This is a genomic window from Wolbachia endosymbiont of Drosophila pseudotakahashii, from assembly GCF_026015925.1.
GTDB classification, from domain to species: domain Bacteria; phylum Pseudomonadota; class Alphaproteobacteria; order Rickettsiales; family Anaplasmataceae; genus Wolbachia; species Wolbachia pipientis.
Window position 1 is genome coordinate 407,933 of record NZ_CP110359.1, and the last position, 19,192, is coordinate 427,124.

General features: G+C 33.9%; 16 protein-coding genes. 12 read left to right on the forward strand and 4 right to left on the reverse strand.

The window, feature by feature from the left end:
* Window positions 1–120: 120 nt before the first annotated feature.
* The 3 genes from ONI09_RS02125 (at window position 121) to ONI09_RS02135 (ending at window position 2,480) form a co-directional block, all read left to right on the forward strand.
* Window positions 121–1,773 (forward strand): 30S ribosomal protein S1, encoded by a 1,653-nt coding sequence (locus tag ONI09_RS02125; RefSeq protein ID WP_265014271.1) that lies wholly within the window; start codon window positions 121–123, stop codon window positions 1,771–1,773.
* A gap of 29 nt (window positions 1,774–1,802) precedes the next feature.
* Window positions 1,803–2,081: an HU family DNA-binding protein gene (locus tag ONI09_RS02130; RefSeq protein WP_010963035.1), complete on the forward strand. Its 279-nt coding sequence runs from the start codon at window positions 1,803–1,805 to the stop codon at window positions 2,079–2,081.
* Window positions 2,082–2,153: 72 nt separating this feature from the next.
* Window positions 2,154–2,480 (forward strand): cell division protein ZapA, encoded by a 327-nt coding sequence (locus ONI09_RS02135; RefSeq protein WP_265014272.1) that lies wholly within the window; start codon window positions 2,154–2,156, stop codon window positions 2,478–2,480.
* On the opposite strand, the gene ONI09_RS02140 is transcribed toward ONI09_RS02135, so the two are convergent.
* Window positions 2,455–2,733, reverse strand: coding sequence for an FAD assembly factor SdhE (locus ONI09_RS02140; protein WP_265014273.1), 279 nt, complete (start codon window positions 2,731–2,733; stop codon window positions 2,455–2,457). The two genes, ONI09_RS02135 and ONI09_RS02140, sit on opposite strands and share 26 nt — an antisense overlap.
* 99 nt (window positions 2,734–2,832) lie before the next feature.
* Between ONI09_RS02140 and rseP the strand changes: the two genes are divergently transcribed.
* The 8 genes from rseP to surE all read left to right on the forward strand — a co-directional run bounded on the left by rseP (window position 2,833) and on the right by surE (window position 15,340).
* On the forward strand, window positions 2,833–3,951 hold the full coding sequence (rseP, locus tag ONI09_RS02145) for an RIP metalloprotease RseP (RefSeq protein ID WP_264707283.1): 1,119 nt from the start codon (window positions 2,833–2,835) through the stop codon (window positions 3,949–3,951).
* A gap of 8 nt (window positions 3,952–3,959) precedes the next feature.
* Entirely contained in the window at window positions 3,960–6,296 is a 2,337-nt protein-coding gene (gene bamA, locus ONI09_RS02150; RefSeq protein ID WP_265014274.1) for an outer membrane protein assembly factor BamA, read from the forward strand.
* Window positions 6,297–6,848: an OmpH family outer membrane protein gene (locus ONI09_RS02155; RefSeq protein WP_077188197.1), complete on the forward strand. Its 552-nt coding sequence runs from the start codon at window positions 6,297–6,299 to the stop codon at window positions 6,846–6,848.
* 4 nt (window positions 6,849–6,852) lie between these two features.
* Entirely contained in the window at window positions 6,853–7,284 is a 432-nt protein-coding gene (fabZ, locus tag ONI09_RS02160) for a 3-hydroxyacyl-ACP dehydratase FabZ (protein WP_264707690.1), read from the forward strand.
* Between the two features lie 45 nt (window positions 7,285–7,329).
* Window positions 7,330–10,191, forward strand: coding sequence for an FAD-dependent oxidoreductase (locus ONI09_RS02165; protein WP_265014275.1), 2,862 nt, complete (start codon window positions 7,330–7,332; stop codon window positions 10,189–10,191).
* 303 nt (window positions 10,192–10,494) lie between these two features.
* Window positions 10,495–12,054 (forward strand): proton-conducting transporter transmembrane domain-containing protein, encoded by a 1,560-nt coding sequence (locus ONI09_RS02170; protein WP_265014276.1) that lies wholly within the window; start codon window positions 10,495–10,497, stop codon window positions 12,052–12,054.
* Window positions 12,039–13,382 (forward strand): signal recognition particle protein, encoded by a 1,344-nt coding sequence (ffh, locus tag ONI09_RS02175; RefSeq protein ID WP_265014277.1) that lies wholly within the window; start codon window positions 12,039–12,041, stop codon window positions 13,380–13,382. The genes ONI09_RS02170 and ffh overlap by 16 nt, the downstream gene beginning before the upstream one ends.
* A 1,205-nt stretch (window positions 13,383–14,587) precedes the next feature.
* The gene (gene surE, locus ONI09_RS02180) at window positions 14,588–15,340 is read left to right on the forward strand and encodes a 5'/3'-nucleotidase SurE (protein ID WP_007550279.1); all 753 of its coding nucleotides are present in this window, start codon (window positions 14,588–14,590) and stop codon (window positions 15,338–15,340) included.
* A 20-nt stretch (window positions 15,341–15,360) separates the two neighbouring features.
* Here the strand turns inward: surE and hisS are convergent, their stop codons facing one another.
* Complete coding sequence (gene hisS / locus ONI09_RS02185; protein WP_265014278.1) at window positions 15,361–16,587, reverse strand: histidine--tRNA ligase; 1,227 nt, start codon at window positions 16,585–16,587, stop codon at window positions 15,361–15,363.
* On the reverse strand, window positions 16,584–17,156 hold the full coding sequence (locus ONI09_RS02190) for a NifU family protein (RefSeq protein ID WP_264707689.1): 573 nt from the start codon (window positions 17,154–17,156) through the stop codon (window positions 16,584–16,586). Before ONI09_RS02190 ends, hisS begins: the two co-directional genes overlap by 4 nt.
* Before the next feature lie 168 nt (window positions 17,157–17,324).
* On the opposite strand from ONI09_RS02190, the gene ONI09_RS02195 reads away from it, so the two are divergent.
* A complete protein-coding gene (locus ONI09_RS02195) occupies window positions 17,325–17,576 on the forward strand; it encodes a J domain-containing protein (protein ID WP_223823149.1) in 252 nt (83 codons plus the stop codon).
* 19 nt (window positions 17,577–17,595) lie between these two features.
* Here the strand turns inward: ONI09_RS02195 and ONI09_RS02200 are convergent, their stop codons facing one another.
* Window positions 17,596–19,125, reverse strand: a complete 1,530-nt coding sequence (locus tag ONI09_RS02200) for an N-acetylmuramoyl-L-alanine amidase (protein ID WP_265014279.1) — start codon at window positions 19,123–19,125, stop codon at window positions 17,596–17,598.
* Window positions 19,126–19,192 lie beyond the last annotated feature (67 nt).

The window sequence follows — 19,192 nt, forward strand, 5'->3', positions numbered from 1 at the left end:
TTTTCTCACTATATTTTATATAGCTTAAACAATTCTCGAAATGAGTTAATGAAAAATTACTTGTCAATAATTGTTAATATTATATAATACATGAGTTCTAATAAAGTTTAAGTTAAAGGTATGAATAATAATAATCCAGTCGTAAATCTACCGGTTACTATCAGAAAGCTATCATCAAACAAATTTATAGAAGAGATATGTCAAGGCCAATTTGAGGATCAAGATAATACCTTGTTTGAAGATTCTTTTGTTAACAAAATTAAAGAAGGAGATGTGGTAGAAGGTGTAATTACAAGAATAAACCCTAACGACGTTGTGGTTGATATTGGTTTAAAATCTGACGGGAGAATTCTGATCAAGGAACTCGGTTGTAATGATGAGGTCATTATTGGCTCGAAAATCAGAGTTTATGTGGAAAGAATTGAAGATTATCATGGTAATGTTGTTCTTAGTCGTGAAAAAGCAATTAGGGACGAAAAATGGAATAAGTTGGAAGAAGATACAGTTACAAGGGCTGAAGTAAGCGGAGTTATTAAACGCTCAATTAAATGTGGCTTTATTGTTGATCTTGGTGACGGAATAAGCGCTTTTTTACCGCTGAGTCATGTGGATTTGAAGCAAGTAAAAGATGCGAAGCACCTTATTGAAACTGAACAAAAGTTCATCGTGCTTAAAATGGATAAGAAGCAGGGCAATATTGTAGTATCAAGAAAGCTGGTGTTAGAAAAATTGCACGCTGGTGAAAAAATTAAATTTTTAGAATCTTTAAATGAAGGCGATATAATAGAAGGGAAAATAAAAAGTATCACTCATTACGGTGTATTTGTCGGTATTCATGAATCAGATGTAGTGGGAGTTATAGATGGATTGTTACATATTACAGATATCTCTTGGAGTAGGGTAAGTCATCCGTCTGCAGTTTTTACTTGTGGTCAGACTATAAAAGTTAAAATTATAAAAATAGACAAGGAAAATGCTAAAATTTCCTTGGGTGTGAAGCAGCTAGAAGATAGCCCTTGGCAAGATGCAGAGTCAAAATATCCAGTTGATAGTGTGCATAAGGGTTATGTAACAAGCATAGAAGATTATGGATTATTTGTTGAGCTTAGACCTGGAATTGAAGGTTTAGTGCACTCGTCAGAAATAACTTGGGTTAAGAGTAATTTACCAGTTAGTAGTCTCGTAACAAGGGGACAAGAAGTATATGTAAAAATTCTCAGTATGGACATTGCTAAGAGTAGGATGAGTTTAAGCATGAAAAGGTGTGTAGACAACCCTTGGCAAGTATTTATCAATAAATATCCTCCTGGTTCTATTGTTTCTGGTGAAGTGAAGAATAATACCGGCTCATATGTATCTGTTGCTTTCGGTGATTCTGAAATAGATGAGAATGTAGAAGGGACAATATATGTGAAAGATTTTAGTTGGTCTAAAAATGGTTCAGATGAGATAAAGAAGTATAATGTAGGTGATAAAATAGAAGCAAAAGTAATAAGGGCTAACGTGAATCGGGCAAGAATTTATCTTGGAATAAAACAAATAGAGTATGATCCTCTTGAAGAACTGATAAAGAAAGTTAAGGTAGGTGATAAAATACAGGTCATTGTAGGTAAGAGAGAAGATAATGGACTAGTCGTTGAAGTTGAGAACGATGTAACCCTTCTAATAGATCAAGAGCATTTACCAGAGAATAAAAAATTCTCTATATCAGAAAAAATAGAAGTTGAAGTATTGGGTGTTGAAGAATATAACATAGCATTATCTGCTAAGTGATAAGGTTTACTTATTTTGGCTTCATATAAATGGCAACAAAGTCTGATATAATAGCGAGGGTAGCAAAAAGACATCCTTTTTTAGATAAGATTGTTATAGCAGCTATAGTTGATAGATTTTTTGGGATACTTTCAAGCACATTGAAACATCATAATAGAGTTGAAATTAGGGGGTTTGGTTCTTTTTCAGTTAGAAGTTATAACTTGAAAGAAACAAGCCATTTAATGTTACAGAAGTTTACAAAGAATCAATACTTTAAAACATATTTTCGTAGCAGTAAAAAATTATCTGATTTGATAAATGAATAAAAATTTATACCATAAATAAGATGAAAGTAGGGGTTTGAGTTTATACTGTACGATAGAAATTTTTAGCACCATATGCAAGTAGTAGAAATAGTTATACGTAATAACACATATAAAATATCTTGCGAAAGTGGGAAGGGGAATCATTTATTACGCCTTGCTAATAGTTTTGACAAGTTAGTTAGTTCTGTATCTCAAAAAACTGGAGGTAAGGGTTCGGATGCATTAAATTTCTTACTTGCAGCACTAATTCTTGAGGATAAAATTTTAGAATTAACAAAGCGATTAGATGAAGTAAATCAAGAGCGCGAAAAGTATAGAAACGAGAAAAGAATAGAATATACTGAGGTACTAGATAAGGTAAATAAGATTATCACTAATCTTGAGTGCATAAAGGGTTAGCTTCAATAAAGCAAGCAATTAAATTGACTATCTGACTATTCAAGCCAGGAGGGAGGTTTGTCTTACGAGTTATGTAACAATATAATTCGTAATCATCAAGATCAACTATTTTTTCGTATTCGATTAGTTCGCTTAAGGAAAATTTATCAAGATATTTCAATGCGAAATGCCCTAAAAGTATATCGGTTTCTTTGCAACCCCTATGCCAGCTTCTATATATTAATTTTCTTCTGAGTATTGAGGTATCTGTCATTACAATTAAACTTTTTTTAATTTAAAAGTTAAACTAAATACTTGTCAAGCGAGGCGCATTTTAATATACTTAACATTTTGTTAAGATCTAAATATACAGGTGGAATTAATTTCTAATCTTATCCATCAATTTAGCGATGGAATATATTATTTTTTATCATTTTCTTTAATAATTTCTGTCATAGTATTCGTGCATGAATATGGGCATTATGTTGTTGCCAAAGCATGCAAAGTTAAAGTTGAATCTTTTTCTATAGGTTTTGGTCCTGAAATTTTTGGTTTTAACGATAAGTCTGGAACTAGATGGAAATTAAGCGTTGTTCCATTGGGTGGTTATGTTAAAATGCTAGGAGATACTAATGCAGCGAGTGTCCCAGCTGATCAACAGGAATTAACGGAAGAAGAAAAATTGTATTCATTTCATACAAAACCGCGTCATAAAAAAGCGGCAGTAGTTTTTGCAGGGCCTTTTGCAAACATGGTATTTGCTGTTATAGCTTTTACAATATTTTTTAGCATAGCAGGTTATTATCGCACTCCACCGGTGATTGAAAATGTAATCGAAGGTAGTGCAGCTAAGCAAGCTGGTTTGTTGCCAGGTGACACTATTACACAAATCAATGAGCATAAAATAAAATATTTTGAAGATATTTCACGTGTGATAATGTCGAATCCTAAAACAAGAATGGAGATTGAGTATAGCAGAAATAATGAGAAGCACAGGACCAGTTTAACTCCATTAATAATCAAGGACAAAGACGTTTTTGGCAACACAATAGAAAGAGAAACTATAGGGATTATTTCAGTCAATACATTAAAGCAGTCGTCTTTTCTTGGGGCTGTGAGCTTATCAGTAAGTGAAACTTACCACACTATGTGCTTAACGATCAAAGCTCTCTTTCACATTATTGTTGGTAAAAGGAGTATCAATGAAATAGGTGGGCCAATAAAAATCGCAAAATATTCAGGACAATCAGCTAAAAAGGGATTTATTATGGTTCTATATTTTATGGCAATCATTTCAGCTAATTTAGCTGCAATTAACTTGCTGCCAATACCACTGCTAGATGGTGGGCATTTATTTCATTATATCATAGAAGCGGTTATACGTAGGGATTTAAGCTTGAAATGTCAAAAATATGCAGCTATTTTTGGTGCTTTAGTGTTGTTTTTGCTTATGGCAACTGGAATGTCAAATGATATTAGGGATCTTTTTTGAAATAAAATATGAAAAAGCTATTTTATATACTGGTAGTGGTTTTTATTTCTTTTCCTGCCCTGCTTGTTGCTTTAGGAACTGCGGAAAAAGTGCAGGTGAAAGATGTCAAATGTATTGGTAATGAGAGGGTAAGCAACCAGACAATAGGGTTCTATATAAAACTAAAATCTGGTGATTATATAAACGACGATGATATAGACTCAATTATAAAAGATCTATATAAAACAAAGTTATTTGCTAGTGTTAATGCTTACATAGATGATAAAAAAAATTTAGTAATAAAAATTCAAGAAAATCCACTAATTAACAAGATAATATTAAAGGGTAATAAGTTATTTAATAGCAAAGAGTTACTAAATAATGTGATTCAGTCAAAATCGCTAACTATTTTCACTGAAACAAAATTGCAAAACGATTTAATGAATTTAATCACTACTTATAGAAATAACGGTAAGGTTGGCGTTAGAATTGAATATGAGTTGGAGAAGCTCGATAGTAATAGGGTCAATCTAATTTTCAAAATAAAAGAAGGCAAAACCTCTAAAATTAAGGATATAAGATTTATAGGCAATAAAAACTTTTCTGAAAATGAGCTAGAGCAAGTTATTAAAAGACATAGTAATGACATATTTAGTAAGTTATTTAGAGCCATTTTTAAAGGCGAAAATCATTATTCACCGCAATATCTATTGATTAACACAGAATTGCTCGATCGTTTTTATTCGTCTAAGGGATATATTCAAAATAATATTCAACCAATTGTTGAGGTTGATAATAACAATCAAACAGAGTTAACTTTTTTGATTGACGAAGGACAGCAGTATTTGTTTGGAAATAATGAGGTTAATATTGAAACTGAAATTCAGGATTTGAGCCTAAAAGAAGAAATATTGGATTTTATAACAGAGGAAAACGATAAGATATTTAATAGAGTTAAAATTAATAATACAGTAGAAAAAATAAACAAATATTTAAATGAAAAAGGATACATATTTGCAAAAGTTAATCCAGAGTATGCACAACGTGACAACGTTGTAGATGTAACCTACAGAGTGCTGCCGGGTAAAAAGATTTATATAAATCAAATTACAATTGATGGTAACGATCGCACTTTAGATAAAGTGATCAGAAGTAAGCTAAGTGTAGCAGAAGGTGATGCATACAATATATCTGAGATTCAAAAGTCACGTAAAAAACTAATGAGTAGTGATTTTTTTGAAACAGTGAAAGTAAATAGTTACGCAGTTAATGACAATACAGTAAATCTTGACTTAAATGTTAAAGAAAAAAACACTACTTCGTTGTATTTGGGAGGCGGTGTGTCTCTTCCTGGTGGAGCATTGATTAAAATTGACCTCAAAGACCGTAATTTATTTGGTACTGGAAAAGAGCTCTCTTTTGCTCTTGAAAAAAGTCAATACGTATTTTCTACTGATTTAGAGTTTGTTGAAAATAATTTTAACGATTCTGATACGTCACTAGGCATGGGTGTATTTTATGAAAAACAAGATAAACCAAACACTACTTTTGATAGTTGCGATATGGGATTTTTTACAAAGTTATCATATAAAGTCACAGAGAACTTAACTAATTCCCTTCGCTATTCTTATAAGTATAATCATATACACATGGATAATAAGGGTGGACAAGACACCGATATCTCTGAAATAATACTGGACCGAAAAGGTAAACATCAGATTTCATCAGTAGGATACACGTTGGCATATAATAAACTGGATAATCTATATGCTCCAAAAGAAGGGTATTTACTGCGCTTAAGTCAGGATATTTCAGGATTGGGAGGAAACGTGAATTTCCTAAAATCTGAATTCTTATCTTTTTATACGCACCCTATATTAAGCAAAATTGACGATGATATAACGCTACGCTTTAAGATGGCGGCAGGTCATATTTTTTCTTATACTGATGAAAATCTAAACATTGGCCAGCACTTTTTTAAAGGGGGTAATGAGATTAGAGGGTTTGACCTTTCCGGTATTGGACCAAGAGCAGAAGACAAAAATAAAAGCTCATTGGGAGGCAAAACTTATTTTAATCTAACACAGCAAGTGGATTTTCCTCTACCAAAACTATATGACTATGCTGGTATCAAAGGCTCACTATTTGTTGACTATGCGACACTTTTTGGCTTAGATGATAAAAATAAGAAGTATGAAGGGAAATACTATGATAGCAAGCTTGTGAGAGTGTCACCAGGTTTTGGCTTTTCAATGCTTTCTCCTTTTGGTAGACTTAGATTGGATTTCGGGTTTCCTTTAGTAAAGGAATCTTATGATATAATACCATCACCAAATGTTAAATTTTCTATTGAAGCGGGGATTTGAATGAAATATATACAGTTATTTATATCAGTTATTGCCTTAATTATTTCCTTATTTGTGGGGTATAAGTTTGTAGGATATCAACCTCAGAACACAAAGGCTGCCATTATTGATAGTGATAAAGTTATCAATGAATCTCTTGCTCTGCAAAACATACAACAACAAATAAAGGAGCAGAATTCTAGATTACAACAAGAATTTGAAAGTGAGTTAGAAAAACTTAAGCCATCAAAAGAAGAATTTGAACTTTTGTCAGAAGAAGCAAAAAAAGAAAAGACAGAACAGTTTAATAAGCACACTGTAAATACTAGAGATAATTACGCTAAAAAAATGTTACATTTAGAAGAAAGCTATAGAGACGCAGTAGAGAGTGTTTTTAACAAGATAAAAGAAGTCGCTAAAAAAACGGCAGAAAAAAACAACATAGATTTGGTACTATTTATTTCAAAAAAGAACCAAGTTTTATACTCCATGGATGAAGTTGATTTATCAGATGTGGTATTAAACAATATAAACAAGAAAATACCTGAATTTGCTTTGAAAGGCATTGAGTAGGCTTATGCAATTTAATATCAGTGATATTATAAAAATATTACCACATTCTTACCCGTTTCTCTTAGTAGATAGAGTTATAGAGTGTGATCCTGGTAAAAGTATAAAAGCAATCAAAAATGTGACTTTCAATGAGCCATTTTTTATTGGCCACTTCCCTGGTCATCCGATAATGCCAGGAGTCTTGATAATTGAATCTCTAGCTCAGGCATCTGCTATATGTGTTCTAGGTAAAGAAACAATAGAAAATAAAGTTGTTTACTTGAGATCCATTGAAAATGCAAAATTCAGAAAGCTAGTTACTCCAGGGGACACATTGATTCTTCAAGCTACCATTCAAAGTGTGTGTTTAGGTGTACACAAATTTAGGTGTATTGCATCTGTTAGCGAAGAAAAAGTTGCAGAAGCAACAATCTCAGCAGTATTGCAAAATAAATAAAATCTTCATCTGTAAGAAACAGCATGTACACTTTATAGTATAGCGATGAAGCTGAATTTCAAAATCTCATTTTCGAATCTATATACTCGCAATGGATTAATAAAATTAGATGAGACATTTTTGAATTATATTAAATCATGTGATGAGAGCTTGTTTTGTTCATTAATTGAAGCAAGAGAAAAAGCAGCTTCTTCTTCGATGTCATCCCAGTGTCACCCCCCGTCATCCCAGTGCTTGACACTGGGATCTAGAAAACAAGAAGGACGGTCAGCTACTTGGATGACAGATAGCCAGCTCATTATAGACCTTTCGTACTTACTTGATGAATTTATTGCAAAACTTTTCAACATTGAAAAAGAAATAGAGGAGCTAAAGAAAAAGCACAACGACTTTGCTGTAATATATAAGTGCAAAAGATTATTTGTCCAACGCTATGCATTGAAGAAATACACTAATGTGGCGAATATAGATATTACTAACAAACTAAGTCATTTTCTCACTTTGCCAACAACAGAAAAAAATTTTGCTGAGCAGGTGATGCATTGGTTTGAAGATAAAGAAAATCACAAAGAAGAAATAGAACTTGCAGCACAATATGCAGTGTGGAGAGTAAAAAATAAACAGAGTATATTATTCAGTATTCATAAAAAAATCGACCACGAAAACCTCATACCATTTTCTAAAAAAGAAGTGGACAAAGTTGAAGTGCTGTATTCAAATGAAGTAAAAAGACGATACGGTTTTGATCTAACAAGCAAAAAGGTGAGTTTGAATAAAGCACTAGATAATGCTCACTACTGCATATTTTGTCATAAGCAAAGTAAGGACAGCTGCTCAAAGGGGCTAATTAATAACGACAATACTTTTAAACAATCTCCACTAAAAGTTGAACTACACGGCTGCCCATTAGAGCAGAAAATATCAGAAATGAATCTGGTGAAAAGCGAAGGGTACAGCATAGCAAGTCTTGCAATTGTGATGATAGATAATCCGCTATGTGCAGCCACTGGGCACAGAATATGCAATGACTGCATGAATTCGTGCATATATCAAAAACAAGAACCCGTAAATGTGCCAGCAATTGAAACAAGGATTCTGGATGATGTGCTCAGTTTACCGTACGGATTTGAAATATATTCTCTGCTCAGCCGTTGGAATCCTTTAAATTTTCAGCGTTCATTGCCAAGAGAAAACACCGGAAAAAACGTTCTAGTTGTAGGCCTTGGTCCTGCTGGTTTTAATTTAGCTCATCATTTGTTGAACGATGGGCATAACGTTATCACCATTGATGGACTAAAGATTGAACCTTTGATCGATAATTTCCAGTTAATTAAAGATTTCAAACACGAAAAATTGAGTGAACGCACGGCAGGAGGGTTTGGTGGGGTGGCAGAATATGGTATTACTTCTCGGTGGGATAAGAATTACTTAAAGATTATTAGATTACTGCTGGAAAGACGTGAGCATTTCGCACTTTATGGAGGCATTCGTTTTGGTGGCACGATTAATGTTGATGACGCGTTCAACTCGGGTTTTGATCACATCGCCCTAGCACTTGGCTCTGGCAAGCCACGAATGATCAAAATAAAGAATATACTAGCTCGTGGAGTGCGTATGGCATCTGACTTTCTTATGTCGTTACAACTGACTGGCGCTCTTAAATTTGATTCTATAGCAAATCTGCAAGTTCGTATGCCGATAGTTGTAATAGGGGCTGGGCTTACTGCGATTGACACTGCCACTGAAGCTTTAGCGTATTATCCAATTCAAGTAGAAAAATTTCTTCTTCGTTATGAGATATTAGTTGATAAGTATGGAAAGGACTGTGTTGAAAAAGATTGGACAGAAGAAGAGCGCGAAATTGCGAATGAGTTTATATCGCACGCACAATTGATCCGAGAAAAGCAAAAGCTAGCAAAAAAAGAGAATAGAGAAATAAAAATATTAGAGTTAATGCAGAGCCTCGGGGGAGTGAAAGTTATATATAGAAAAGAGCTAAAAGATTCACCGAGTTATCGATTAAATAGCGAAGAGGTGCAAAATGCACTGTCAGAAGGAATTTACTTTATTGAAAACTTAGAGCCAGTTGAAGTTGTGACGGATAAATATAACCATGCTGAGTCAATAAAACTGATAGACACAAAATCCGGCGAAATCAAACGTATAAAAGCACGTTCTATTTTTATAGCAGCAGGTACTGAGCCAAATACGGTTATTGCAACAGAAGATGAAAAGCATTTTAAATTAAGTAATGGGTATTTTACTCAATTGAATTCATTGGGAAAAGAAATAGACCCAATATTTTCTCCTAAAATGCAAAATAAAGATAGAATATTAGTGTATAAGCAAGGCAATAAAACAATCAGCTTTTTTGGTGATCTTCACCCTTCGTATAGTGGCAGCGTCGTGAAAGCTATGGCAAGTGCTAAGAACGGCTACCCTATTATTTCTCAGCTTTTGAGTGGAGTTAATAGCTTCGTTTCTGTCATTCCAGTGTGTGATGTTGTGGGCCAGAAAAAAAATGCGTGGTCAAGTGTTGAAGACCTGGCTAATAAAGAATTATTTAATAGAATCAAAGAGCAATTCACTGCAAAGGTTATAAAAGTTCAATATTTAACAGACAAAGTTGTGGAAATAGTGATCAAAGCACCACTTGCGGCAAAGAATTTTAAGCCTGGGCAATTCTTTAGATTGCAAAATTTTGAAACCAATGGCAGAAAAGCCAATAATACAAACCTTGCTATGGAAGGTATAGCCGTAACCGGCACTGAAGTAGACAAAAAAAAAGGAATTATTTCCACTATTGTGCTGGAAATCGGCGGCTCCACTAATTTATGCAGACACTTAAGAGAAGGCGAGCAAATAATTCTTATGGGCCCAACTGGCAGACCTACTGAGGTTTACTAAGTCTCAATATTAAAGTGATGCCAAATTTTATTTCAAAAAGTAAATAATTTACTAACGCTCGTGCACAAATTAAAAATAAATTATGCACGAGTGTAGCGTTATGAATTAGGAGTGCTATATTAAAGCTTACCTCACTATTAAAGTTATCGGTCAGATTAGATTAAAAACCTAATCTGACCGGTTTCTCTATAACCCTCTAAACTCTGATATAATTATATGATAATTAGTTTAATTAGTGGTTAATATGCAAATTGATTTTATTCATATATTGAGATAGCATAAACCATATTGGTTTTAATTATTGTGCAACTTTATAAATCGTCACTGTTACTTCTACTGACTGTATTAATAGTTATAGTCCTAAAATTACCTGAAAATTTGAGCATTGCAGTAAATTGGTCTCTCCCAATTCTAGATTTTGATTTATCTTTTCGTACCATACTAATATCTTTTTTATCAGTTGCATTTTTAGCTGTTCTACCAGCACAAAATTTGACTTTTTCAGAGATGCTATCTTTTGCTGCTTACACTATTAGTTCACTTTATGCAGTTTTATCTGAACATATGATATTGGTTATAATATTCTGTGAATTAATGACCATCAGTGCATTTTTTATTATCGCAGCTAGCTGTAGAGATAGTGGACCTGCAATAAGGTACGCTTGTGTACACTTTTTCGTTGGAGTTATATTAATAGCAGGATTGGCACTTCAAAGCACTAACCTGATAATTTTGGGTTTATTGATAAACTGCGCTTGTTTTCCTTTTTCATTTTGGGTTGTTGATGCATATCCTGCTGCATCGCTACATGGCACCACATATCTCTCTTTATTTACCACTAAAGTCTCTTTTTTAGTGATGCTTTTACACACTTATAACCTATGGCAAGAGTGTACTGAGATATTAGCGCTTGTAGGCGCCATCACTGCAATTTACAGCATTATATTTGCTTCTCTTGAGCAAAATATTCGCAGATTTTTATGCTATAACGTTGTAGGACAAATGGGCTTGCTGATTATTGCAGGAAGTTTGCTCAGTCCTTCGGAAAAAGCAATACCAATTTTGATACTGCATATAATCTTCTCTCTTGTTTATCAATCATTATTGTTTGTGGTCAGTAATTCGATTATTTCACAAACAAAAACAATTAGTTTTAATGGAGTGGGTAAACTGATGTCAGTGGAAGGCATGTGTGCTATAATCGCAATACTTACAATGGCTGCATTTCCTGGAACCGTTGGATTTATCAGTAAATCATATATCACAGCTGAAATTGAAATGAACACTGTTGCCTTAAAAGGGTATAAAAATTTATATAAGCTTCTAAATTTGCTGCTTCATTTAAGCGTGGGGCTAAAGTTTCTTTATTACTTATTTATTGCAAAAAGTAAGTCAAAACCTTTAGCAGAGAGAGGAGGTAAAATGACTATGATTATTTTAGCATTTATATGCGTAATCGCTGGCAATCCTTACTTATCTATTTACAATAAACCTTCGATTTTCGATTTTGTGTACAACACAAAAAATATTTTGTCGCAATTTAATTTGTTACTATGTACCACTTTATTGTTTATTCCTTTACGCAAGTTATTTTACCCGAGAGTAAATTTTAAAATGGATGTTGATTGGATTTTTAGAGCTTTCATACCCTATATTGTCTTGTTGTTCAATCAGTTAGTCTCTAAAACTAGAGAAATGTTTGCCAGCGTAGTGCAAAACTTGACTAATCCACTTGTTGGTTTATACTTTAATAATATTACTAAACTTAAAGAAGTGCTGAGTTATAACTCAGTGAGTTTTGTTTCAGCTTCTTCTCTCTTTTTAATGAGTATTCTACTAATGCTATTATGTTTAAATCGTTAACTGAAAGTTTAAATTCTGTATTTATTAAACTGAGAGGAAAGTCAATCATTTCTGAAGATGATTTTAATCTTGCCATGCGTGAAATACGCATAGCCTTAATTGAAGCTGACGTTTCACTTGAAGTTGCAAAAAAATTCATCAACGACATTAAAGATAAAGTAATTGGGGAAAAAGTCATAAAAAGTGTTTCTCCAGCACAAATGATAATTAAAATTGTGCAGGATAATTTAGTTGCAGTTCTCGGGTCAGAGAAAAGTGACTTAAATCTGGCAGTTAAACCCCCTGCTGTAATTATGATGGTGGGCTTACAAGGTGCAGGTAAAACAACTACCTCAGGAAAGCTTGCTTTCAAGCTAAAAAAGCAAAAGAAAAAAGTGATGCTTGCCTCTTTAGACATTTATAGGCCTGCTGCCCAGAAACAACTTGAAGTGCTAGGTAAACAAATAGATGTGCAAACTTTACCTGTAGTAATAGATGAGAAGCCCATTACAATTACAAAAAGGGCAATAGCAATAGCAAAGAACGATAATTATGATGTATTAATACTAGACACTGCAGGCAGGCTTCATATTGACAATAATATGATGAATGAGTTGAAAGCCGTAAAGGAAATAGCTTCACCTGCAGAAGTTATTTTAGTAGCCGACGCAATGATAGGCCAGGATGCGGTCAACATTGCCAAATCATTCAATGAGATAATAGGTGTAACCGGTATTATTCTCACCCGTATTGATGGTGATGCACGTGGTGGTGCTGCTCTTTCTATGAGAATGATCACCAATTGTCCAATTAAATTTATTGCTTGTGGTGAAAAATTAAGTGACCTCGATGATTTTTATCCCGATAGAATTGCAAAAAGGATACTTAGCATGGGTGATGTTGTATCATTGGTTGAAAAAGCTGCTGAGATTGTTGGTCAGGAAGAAATTGATAAGTTACAAAAGAAAGTGAAAAAAGGTAAATTCGACCTAAACGACCTAGTGGGAATGTTAAAAACTCTGAGTAAAATGGATGGCATTAGCAACATAATGAAATTCATTCCTAGTTCATTTACAAAAAAGCTAAGTAGCAGTGTGCCAGATGACAATAAAGTGAAAAAATATATAGCCATCATAAACTCAATGACTGAAAAAGAAAGGCAAAATCCAGATATTTTAAATGGCAAAAGAAGACTTAGAATTTCTAAGGGGTCCGGAACAAGTGTAACTGACGTTAATCTTCTGATTAAGCAGTATAATCAAATGAGCTCTATGGTAAATAAGTTCAGTAAAGTTGACCATAGTAAACTCAAAGAATCTGATTTGATGGATATGCTAAGCAGAAAGTAAGAGACCTTACCTTTAGCTATATCAAAAGCCGGCTTAGGTCTCGCAAAAAAATTTACAGCTTCTTGCTAGCCAAGAAATTTATTATTAATTTTAAGAAATACTATAGCTGACCCAAGCAACACGTCATACCGCCGCGGTATCTCTAGATCCCGCTAACACGTAGCGGGATGACGAGGCTTACCTTATCGGATTGTTTCAACACGTCATACCGCGATTCATTCGCGGTATCTCAGCCGCTAACAAGAGATCCCGCTAACAAGCAGCGAGATGACGAGTTACTATACCGCTGCGAACCGTCATACCGCCGTGGTATCTCTAGATCCCGCTAACACGTAGTGGGATGACGATTGTCAGGGTAGCTGTCATCCCAGTAGCCTCTTTCTCTTGTCATCCTAGTGCCCTGACTACTTGGATCCAGGAAAAAGAATGGTGTCATGCAAGTAGCTGACACTGGTCTCCATCCAAAAGGGTGTCATCCGAGTAGCTTGACTACTTGGATCCAGGAAACTTAATTGCAAGTAATGCATTGGGTTTGGTGAGTATGGGTTTTGCGTTATAGAATGAAGCACTTTTTGTGAATTTGTAAAGAAAACTGGATCCAAGTAGTCAGGGCACTGGGATGACATCATCCTTTTTTTTGGATTCCAGACTGGAATGACAGCAGTCCTACGTCATACCGCGATTCATTCGCGGTATCTCTAGATCCCGCTAACAAGCAGCGGGATGACGGTTGTCGTTTAGCTATAAATATTTAAGAAATTTACTAAACAGAAAAAAAGGCAAAAGAAACCCTAGGGTAGCTAGTTATTCACTATCCATTTTTTAAGTTGGCGTTTTTTTATGTTTTAAACGCTTTATAAGCGCGTTTCAGCTTATGTAGGTAGAAGTTTGATAAAGACATAAGGTGCACGTAGTGCAAAAAATTAAACATGAGACGCCAGATACGTGAGTTTTTTTGTCATTTAATCTGTACAGAGAGGATAAATAAATAGCTTCAGTGTTTATGATAAGGGGGCTGGCGGAGTTTGTCAAGCAAGCTTTTTCGTTTCTATTGTAATGACAGTTATGGCCTGTGCAAGAAATCTATTGATTTACAGCAGGTTCTTTGTTACAGTCCACAGTTATGCAAAGAGACTTAAAGCCTCATGAGTTTATTTACAGCCAGTGGTTTACATAATTTGGAACTGTATAGCTGAGTATTGTATATGATAATATTGATAACAAACGATGATGGCTTTGGAAGTGAAGGAATAAAATTACTCAAAGAGATTGCACGGAATTTTGCGCCAGAAATATGGATAGTGGCACCAGATACTGATAGAAGCGGAGCTGCAAGATCTCTTGATTATCCAGTGAAACAATCTATTGGAATAAAACAACATAGTGAAAGGGAATTTAGTGTGTCTGGTACTCCTGCAGATTGTGTCATTATTGCGCTAAATAAAGTTATGAATAAAAAACCAGACTTAATATTGTCCGGAGTAAATATTGGATCAAATGTCGGGGACGATATTTGTTATTCAGGAACAATTGGTGCTGTAATGGAAGGTGCTGCAAGGTCTATACCTTCTATTGCGCTAAGCCAAGTTTATCATGATAAAATAGACTGGCACAATACAAAGGTTTTTGCACCAAAGGTTATTGCCAAGCTAGTTAAGGTTGGTTGGCCTAAAAACATAGTGATGAGTGTAAATTTTCCTGCTACGGAAAAAGTAAAAGGAGTAGAATTTGCTGAACAAGGTGAATATAACATTGATGGGGATTTAACTTTTACTGAAAATTCGAATGGCTCTTTTAGCTTAAATTGGTCTCGAGAGCACTCAGGCAGTGGTAGTATAAATAAAATAAAAGAAGGATTTATTACTATTACACCGGTAAAATTAGATTTTACAGATTATGATACATTGAATACTATGAAAAATTCTTGTGCAGACGAATTTTCTTCTATAGCTGACTGAGAAAAACATTTGCATTGCTCCTAATAGATATTTTCTATTGTGTTATCGCGAGCAATTATTTTTTCTTCACCTGTATCCATGTTTTTAATCTTTAAAGTTTTACTACTCAATTCTTCATCGCCAAAGATTAAAGCAGCTTTAGCATTTGCTTGATTTGCTTTTTTCATTCGGGTTCTGAGCGTTCCGCTATATTCATAGATTACATATAAACCATTCCTGCGCAATTCATTCGCAAGTGTTAGGGTATATTCTTCAACCTCTCTACCGATTGGAATTAGGTAAATAGGTCGCTCTTCTTTCGGAGAATAATTGATTAACTCCATTATGCGCTCAATACCCCCTGCAAATCCTATTGCTGGAGTGTGTTTTCCACCTACTGAAGATACTAAATTATCGTATCTTCCACCGGCAAAAACTGCCCCTTGTGCACCTAAATCCTCTGTAACAAACTCAAACACTGTGTGGCAATAATAATCCAAACCTCGAACTAGTTTATTGTTTACGGTATAAGGTATATCAAGAATTGTTAATCCATTTAGTATTTGTTCAAAGAAATCTGAGGACTCTTTCGTATAATAATTGCTGATTTTGGGCGCATCAGAAATTATTGATTTATCTTTCTCGTCCTTGGAATCCAGTATTCTGAGTGGGTTTTTGATCAACCTATTTTTGCTATCTTCTGATAGATCATTTTGATACTTTGTAAAGTATAAGATCAAAGCTTCTCTATACTTAGTTATTGTTTCACTATCACCCAGAGAGTTGATTTCCAGCTTTACATTTTTATTGATGCCAAATTCAGTTAGTAAGTGCTGAGCGAGTGATATCAATTCAACATCGGCTTTTGAATCTTCTACACCAAAAACCTCAAAATTTATCTGATGAAATTGCCTCTGTCTTCCCTTTTGCGGTCTTTCGTAACGAAATGCAGGCCCTGTTGAAAATAATTTTATCGGCGTTTGCAGTTTTTTTTCAATGAGTAGCCTGACAACTGCTGCAGTGAACTCAGGACGTAAAGTTATGCTCTTTCCCCCTTTATCATTAAAGGTGTACATCCCTTTAGTGATGATGTCTGAGCTATCACCTAAAGTCTTTGTGAAAACTTCCGTATATTCAAATATTGGAGTTTGAGCAGGCAAAAAGCCATATAGACTTGAGATTCTGCTTGCTGTTTGTTCTATGTGTTTAAACTTGTACCATTCATCAAACAGGAGATCTTTTGTTCCTCTAACCGTTTGATTAGTCATAGTGTGGTCTCTATACCTGCAACCTCTGGTATGTGGTAGCTCAGCATATTCTGCACTCCTTGCTTTAAAGTAATTGCAGCACTTGGGCATCCAGAGCAAGCTCCTTGTAGCTCAACATAAACTATCCCGTCTTTATAGCCACGAAATTTGATATCGCCACCATCTTGAGCAACTGCAGGTTTGATATAACTTTCCATTAATTCTTTTATTCTATTTACAATTTCTATATCATTTTTATCAAAAAATTCTTCATCCGGTATATTATTATCATTTACTCCTTCTTTATCTAGTGCTTTTCCACCTGAAGTAAAGTGATCCATGATTGTAGTTAAAATTTCTACTTTTAATGTATCCCAATTAATTCCACCCAATTTTGTTACTGAAATAAAATCATGACCAAAAAACACTCTTACCACATGTTCTATTTGAAAAAGATTTGCTGCTAGTTTAGAATTTTTTATCTCATTTGCATTTGAAAAATCAGCCGTTTCTCCTTCGTTTAAAATTTCAAATCCAGGAAGGAATTTTAGCGTATTTGGGTTTGGTGTTTCTTCAATCTGGATGAACATGTTATTTACCATGACAATTATAATTGTTACTATTTAATCATAAAATGATAAAAAAATATACATGTCATTCATCTTTTTTCTTTTTTTAGTATTCATAGTAATTACATTTGTCTTCCCTAGCGTTGTTATATTTTTTCTTTTCCTGACAAAAAAAATAATATGAGTTTCATGATGAACTCTATATTGAGTAAGTTTTTGAACGAATTTAGTAGCAGTAGAAGTTATACTGAAAATTACACTGGTGATAACATGTCCAAGGATGAAGCATTAAAGATACTGGGGCTGAATCCTGAGGCAAGTCAAAATGAAATCAATAAAGCATATCAAAATTTAATGAAATTAGTTCACCCAGATAAGGGAGGCTCGGAATATTTTGCGCAAAAGCTAAATGCGGCACGTGATAAATTGTTAAAAAAGTGATCTTAAAAAAAGTTTTCGTTTAACGAATTTCTTCCTTTGCTTTTTCTAAATACTCCAATATTGCTTCATGTAGTGCAGTCCATGTTATCTGTTCTTCCAGGGAAGGTATAAATTCTTGTCTCCAAGCATTCTTAAACTCCTGAAACCACTGTTTTTCAAAACCCTGAAATTCTAAAGAAATATCTACTTTAAAGCTATCAATTAAACTGGAAACTTCTGCAGCTTTAGAGCTACCTAGTGATTTTAAAGATAACACTCCACTCTTTAAAATCTCTAACTCTTCCAATACATTAAGCTTAAATGGTTTATAGAGTGAAGACAATATGCTATATCTTAAATAAGAATCATAGTATAACTTAATTTTGTACATTAAAGTGGTAGATGCATCAGGAGAAATGTTATTCTCATATTGTGCAAGAGAAGATAATAAATTCTCATAATCTACTTTGCTTAAACATGGTTGTAGAGTCGATTTAATTTTTTCACTAAAGGTTAGATAACTAGAAGAAATGCCATGACTATATTCACTAAAGAATTCAGGAAATATATCTGCTTGTTCTAGTTTCAGAGGTAGATCTTTTCTAATTTCTCTTGGTAAATTATGTATTGAAAACTGATAAATAACCCATACAAAATTCTCATCAAACTCATCTGAGTAATCAGCATTATTATCAGGAAAAATTACATTACCTTTCTTATCATTCCAAGGTTCTATCTTATAGAAAAATCTGTTCAGCCTTTGTTTTAATTTCAAAATACCTTCATTTCTATCACCTGCTTTATACAATGTTTTGCCCATTTTGTGTTTAGCATCTTTAGGGTTTATTCTGTCACTTATGTGCAATCCAATTTCATTTTTCTCTAATAACTCCCAATCAAACAATTTGTGTGGATCTGGTTTACGCATTGTATAGCCAAGCTCTGGATCATACACTATAGTTCCTATTTCAGAATGACTAAATATCATATCCCTTTTAATTTTAAAACGCTCCATAAGGTATAAAATCAGCTCTTTAACAGATCTCATTTGCTCTTCCGGAAAAAGCTCAAGTCCTGTGTTTACAATTTCAATACCTACAGAATAGTTGTTAAGCTTCCGTAACCCTTCAAGCTTACTATCTACCTTAACTCTTGCATAACTAATACCAGCATGCCATGCTTCTTTCTCTAATGGAACCATTAAGGTGATGCTGCCATCCCTATCGACAATAAAATGAACTGACAATCCTCTAGCATTCAGCGTATCTTTTGTACCTTTTAGTGTTGATGTTTCAGTATGGTGAACTATAACCATTAACACTTTTTTACCTGCCCTATCACCATAATTTAAAGCTGAAGCTGGATCTAAAAATAACAAATCCTGATCTTTCAATAATGGTAATTTTTCTTGTAAATCTTGAAAATCATTCTCGATATTGCTTGAACTGGATACTTGCCCAGATATGAGAAATGCTGAGACAGTAATCAGTAAAACTAATAAATATTTGTTGACTTTAGATAGTTGGATTTTCATACCATCTTCATAAACACTTTGTAGATAATTTTTCATTATGTAGTTAGAATAGGGTTGTTGAATAAATTTACAAGACAAAATCATACTAGTCTGGTAGTAGTAA